Origin of the sequence: Heyndrickxia coagulans DSM 1 = ATCC 7050 (genome assembly GCF_000290615.1) — a bacterium.
Lineage (GTDB): Bacteria > Bacillota > Bacilli > Bacillales > Bacillaceae_C > Weizmannia > Weizmannia coagulans.
Genome location: NZ_ALAS01000151.1, coordinates 1 through 3,333 on the forward strand (window position 1 = coordinate 1; position 3,333 = coordinate 3,333).

Annotated in this window: 4 protein-coding genes; all 4 read left to right on the forward strand. The window is 41.4% G+C overall.

Features of this window, described 5'->3' with window-relative positions:
* Positions 1 to 95 precede the first annotated feature (95 nt).
* The 4 genes from IC21_RS07880 to IC21_RS07895 are packed head-to-tail and all read left to right on the forward strand — an operon-like array spanning position 96 to position 3,159.
* Complete coding sequence (locus tag IC21_RS07880) at positions 96 to 1,052, forward strand: hypothetical protein (RefSeq protein WP_029142864.1); 957 nt, start codon at positions 96 to 98, stop codon at positions 1,050 to 1,052.
* On the forward strand, positions 1,049 to 1,732 hold the full coding sequence (locus tag IC21_RS07885) for a Csf3-related protein (RefSeq protein ID WP_029142863.1): 684 nt from the start codon (positions 1,049 to 1,051) through the stop codon (positions 1,730 to 1,732). The genes IC21_RS07880 and IC21_RS07885 overlap by 4 nt, the downstream gene beginning before the upstream one ends.
* A complete protein-coding gene (cas6, locus tag IC21_RS07890; protein ID WP_029142862.1) occupies positions 1,725 to 2,441 on the forward strand; it encodes a CRISPR system precrRNA processing endoribonuclease RAMP protein Cas6 in 717 nt (238 codons plus the stop codon). The genes IC21_RS07885 and cas6 overlap by 8 nt, the downstream gene beginning before the upstream one ends.
* The gene (locus tag IC21_RS07895; RefSeq protein ID WP_029142861.1) at positions 2,383 to 3,159 is read left to right on the forward strand and encodes a phosphoadenosine phosphosulfate reductase family protein; all 777 of its coding nucleotides are present in this window, start codon (positions 2,383 to 2,385) and stop codon (positions 3,157 to 3,159) included. The genes cas6 and IC21_RS07895 overlap by 59 nt, the downstream gene beginning before the upstream one ends.
* Positions 3,160 to 3,333: the final 174 nt, after the last annotated feature.

Sequence of the window (3,333 nt, forward strand, 5' to 3'; positions counted from 1 at the left end):
GACAACGATTAGGTGTAAATCAAATACCTATGAAATTTGGAGAATATGCGAGTAAATGAGAGATAATTGAACTTTATTGAAGGAGGAAAACTAAGATGAATCATTACCGTTTAGAAACCATTTATACATTGTTGCAACCGTTAAGCCATATCGGGGAAAGTGAATCAACTCAAAGTTTTCTGAACACGGCTACAGTCGTCAACGATGGAAAGCCGGAGGAAGTATTTGTTTATACGGGAAATGCTTTGAGAGGCATGCTGCGGGACTGTGGGGCGCGTTACTTACTAAACCGGTTAGATATTCGTGTCCCGTTAAAAGCCTTCCATTTGCTTTTCAGCGGCGGCTCAATTGGTGGGGCCCAGGCACTGGATATTGACCAGGCTAAGATCATCCGCAAGGCCCTTCCATTTGTCTCCCTATTTGGCGGAGGCGTCGGAAATCAGATTTTGGATGGAAAGCTAAAGCAAACATTTGTTTATCCTGTCTGCAGGGAAACGAACAATATCATCCCAAGTTATGTTGAAAAGTCCGACTATAGTTGGAGACATTTTACAAATGTGATTGAGTTTACCCGGAAAGATGACGAGAAGAATGTGAATCTTGCGGAGCAGTTTTTAATTGGACAAGGAGAACAGCAATTACTCGAGGGAGAAACCACCAAAAAGAAGAAAGAAAAAGATGGCCCAGCTACACAAATGCGGTACGGCGTCGAATATTTAGCGGCCGGTACGAAACTATGGCACCGTTGGGATATTATCTGCGATGAATTAGAGCTTGGGGCATTTGTATCAGCCCTGCACGAATGGCAGAAGCAGCCTTACCTTGGGGGCATGAGCGGCAAGGGTTTTGGATTGGTTGCAGCCGATATGGAATTGGTAACGGAAGACGGACGCGAACAATTTGCACAGATTGGACAGGAATTTATCAAGCTAGGAACGACCGCAGAACAGGCAAAGGCTGCATATGATGCTCATCTGCAGGAAATGTATGATGCTTATTTAATTGACAACAAAGAAGAATTCACCAAGCTGCTGGCAGGTGAGGTGAAATGAAGAATTTGAAGATCACGGCCCGTCTTTTGGACGGGCGCGTGAACTCCAATGATGGCATTTTTAATCTCGACAGCATATTGGCCTATGCGTGGATGTTGGAAAACCATCCGGACGATCTGCTCAATAACAATTTAAAGCCAGATAACCTAATAGAACCAGATCTTCCTCTAGCTAAAGATGAGGACGGAAGGTGGAAAGTATCTCTAGGATTTTATAAGCAATATGCTGAAACCGTTGAGTACTGGCATAAGAAAGTAAACGATTTTGACGCGGCTTATTACGTTGATTTTGGTGGAAAGCGCGGCAAAATAAACGGTGCGTCCGGTGAGTTTAAAGCTTACCGCATGCCACAAATGATCAGAATCGTAAGTGATATTGAATTTTACGCGGTTGGTGATCCAAACGGGATCCGGCACTTGCTTGCTCATATAACGAATATTGGCAAGAAAGCATCTCAAGGCTATGGATATATACGAGAATGGGCCATAGAAGAAAGCGAAGACGATTATACAGATATCGGTCCGTATGGAATCATGCGGGCACGCCCGTTTAAAGGTGAACTTCCGGACGATGGTCAAGCATATCAAATTAAGAAAATACGAATGAAACCGCCCTATCACCTACATACGGGCCAGGTGCCGTGTATTATCCCAAATGTAAGGAGAGATCAGCTTGCTTAAAATAAAACTACCTATCCAATTTGATGATGGAAAAGCCATGTATGATGCAGTATTGGCGATCATTCATAAACATTCTCCTGTGCTGTCTAAAATGGTTCACGATAACCACGAATACAATCCGTTTAGTATTGAATTGCCTGACATTGTCAATGTGATAGGTTTGGAGATTGAACCATTTTTTAAAAACCTGAATGGTATCGAAATTTTGCGTGATGTTTCATATAAAGATTTGTTAAATAAGAAATATGACAATGTGACAATTCTCGTACAGTTTAACAATACGACGTTTTCCCGAAAAGGATATGATACACCGATCCCAGATCCAAATCATATTTTACAGAGTTTGAAAGACAGGTGGAACCAGCTTTTTCCAGATAAAATCGATATTAAAATCCCTTTTCACGGTGAAAATACCAGGGAATATACGGTGATTAAATTTTTGAACATACATTCAGCAACGCAAAAAATAGCCGACTACAGGCCATACACTGTTTTTTATGGAAAAGTTGGATTTAAATTTTACGGAGATGAGGCATACGTTCAAAAAGCAAATATTCTTTTTCGGTTTGCTGAATTTGCGGGTGTTGGGCTTAAACGGCAAATGGGAATGGGAGTTACAAAAATATTGGCAAAAGGGGACGCGAAAACAAATGATGACAGAAGCAGAGAAAGAAACGTACATGCTGCGTGCGACGCTGCCGGGATTTAAAAGAAAAGTATCAAGAAGTTTAGAAATTATTCGCGAAGCACTGGCAATAGAAGGCATTAAGTGGTCTGCATCCGTTAGCTTTGGGAAGGATAGTCTCGTGATGCTGGATTTATTAAGCCAGGTGATGGATGAGATCCCCGTATACTTCATGGATAGCGACTATAAACTCCCAGAAATATATGAGACTATTGAATTATCACAGGAGCGATATAAAATAAATATTAGTAGAGCATATTTTGCTGACCGTCGCCCAATACAAGAGGTTTGGGAAAAGTTCGGAATTCCGGGTATCAATCGAACAACGAACATGCAAAATAAGGCACTCAAAGTTTTAAAGAAGGATGTCTCTGATAAATGGGCAAAAGAACATGGCTATAACGGAATCTTTTGGGGTATCCGCAAACAAGAATCAGCTCAAAGGAAATGGATGGTCACATCTTTTGGTGTGACATTTGAGAACAAGCAGGGATTTTACCGATGTGCGCCCATTGCCTACTGGGATGCAAAAGACGTATGGGCTTATATCGTATCTCGAAATTTGGATTATCCTAAATTATATGATTATCAAAAATACCAAACACGCGACTGGATCCGTAACACTGGTTGGGCGACGACAGACGGTGCTGAACGTGGACGTATTATCTGGTTGCGGGAATTCTATCCAAACTATTACGATGAGTTGCGGTGGATGCTACCGAAAATAGATGCATATGTTTAAGTCTAAGGGAAAAACCCAGGACACTAGATGGCAAGGAAATTGTCGTTTGGTGTCCTTTTTTATTATCAGGAAGGATGACAGATATTGATGCTAGTATAGTTTCATGGACACCCTTTAGTGAAATATAATATTAACGAAGGGATGTGTCCTGATATGGGTAACACAAGCGAAAAA

Excerpts from the sequence above, each read along its gene's own strand:
- IC21_RS07880 (WP_029142864.1), top strand. The coding sequence starts at position 96 with ATGAATCATTACCGTTTAGAAACCATTTATACATTGTTGCAACCGTTA.
- IC21_RS07885 (WP_029142863.1), top strand. The coding sequence starts at position 1,049 with ATGAAGAATTTGAAGATCACGGCCCGTCTTTTGGACGGGCGCGTGAAC.
- IC21_RS07895 (WP_029142861.1), top strand. The coding sequence starts at position 2,383 with ATGATGACAGAAGCAGAGAAAGAAACGTACATGCTGCGTGCGACGCTG.